General features: G+C 48.6%; 1 protein-coding gene. It reads right to left on the bottom strand.

Annotation, left to right across the window (positions count from 1 at the left end):
* The coding region (locus ACWHAR_RS20925) for a transglycosylase domain-containing protein (RefSeq protein ID WP_452087704.1) at window positions 1–1,542 on the bottom strand (1,542 nt) is incomplete at both ends.

The raw sequence follows: 1,542 nt of genomic DNA, 5'->3' as shown, positions 1-1,542 counted from the left end.
AATTTCATAGCTTCCCTTCCCTTCAACCGAATCAAGAAGCGTCTCCTCGCCGTCCTTGTTTACATAAATTCTGTATACGGCCCGATCATCCTCTTGAGCGTCCCACTTTAATTCAATAGTAAAGAGCCCCGCTGCTTTAAATGTGTAATCGGCTGTGAGTGTTTTGACCGGCTTCAGCTCAATCGGGCTTTCCAGTTCTTTAACGTTTTTAGGCTTTGTGAACACATGACCGGTTTCTCCTGCCTGTGTCAAAATATCCTTAAACAGCCGCGTCGGGTATGAGCTCCCGGCTTTCAAATAATGGTTTTGATCCGTTTTGTCATAGCCCATCCAGACTGCCCCGGTTATTTTCGGCGTATAGCCTGCAAACCAGGCGTCCTTTGTCGCGCCGGAGACGCCTGTATAAGATGTAGAACCTGTTTTTCCCGCCAGGTCGCCGTGATAGGTGCCGGACGTAGCCGTTCCCTTTTTGACTACCTGCTGCAGCATTCTCGTCATATTCCAAGACGTCTGCTTGCTGAATACCCGCTTTCCTTCTTCTTTATGATCGGCTATTGTTTCTCCGTCTTCATCTATTATGCTCGAGATAAAGAAGGGTTCAGTATACGTTCCATTCGCGGCAAATGTATGAAACGCGCCGGCAAGCTGGAGCGGCGAAACGCCTTTTTCCAAGCCGCCTAGAGCAAGAGCAAGGCCTTCATCAGGGATATCAATGCCGTTTGCTTTCAAATAAGATTTTCCTGTTTCGACGCCGATCTCATTCAGCGTCCAGACAGCCGGCGCGTTTTTGCTGTACGTAATGGCGTCAGACATAGTGACTTCGCCCTCATACCTGCTGTCGTAGTTTTTCGGCGTATAATCTCCGTAGGACTGCAACTCATCCTTCAATAGGGAATATGGCTTAAATTTCTTTTCCTGCATCGCCGGTCCGTATACGGCAAGCGGCTTAAATGTGGAACCCGGCTGGCGGACAGCTGTGACGCGGTTATATCCTTTGGATGTGTAATCCCTTCCGCCGATGGCCGCTTCTACACCGCCTGTCTTGTTATTAATAAAGACCGCGCTTCCCTCGGCATTCTGATCTGTTCCGGGATAATAGCTATCCTCTTTCATCACCTGGTAAGCCGTCTTCTGCAGCTTCGAATCGAGCGGCACCTTGATCGTGTATCCGCCTTGAAGAAGCTGCTCCCCAGAAATGGAATACTTGTCCTCCGCCTCTTTGATCACAAGGTCAATGTAGCTGTCAAACCAAGGTGTTTCCGACTGTTTCTTCACATGCAGTCCAAGCGTTCGGCCCTGTGCGGTGACAGCCTCTTTCGCACTGATATAGCCTTGGTCATTCATCATACCTAGAATTGTATCACGCCGCTCCTTATTTTTATCAGGATGCAAAATCGGAGAGTACGTAGAAGGCGCCTTCGGAATAGCGGCCAAAACAGCGCCTTCAGATACAGTCAAATCTTTTACTTCTTTATTAAAATAATAGTGGGACGCCGCTTGTATGCCGTAGACCCCGTGTCCGAAGTAAAGCTGGTTTAAATA

The sequence above is a fragment of the Bacillus sp. LR--39 genome, from assembly GCF_053613335.1.
This window is presented reverse-complemented; position numbering and strand designations above follow the sequence as displayed.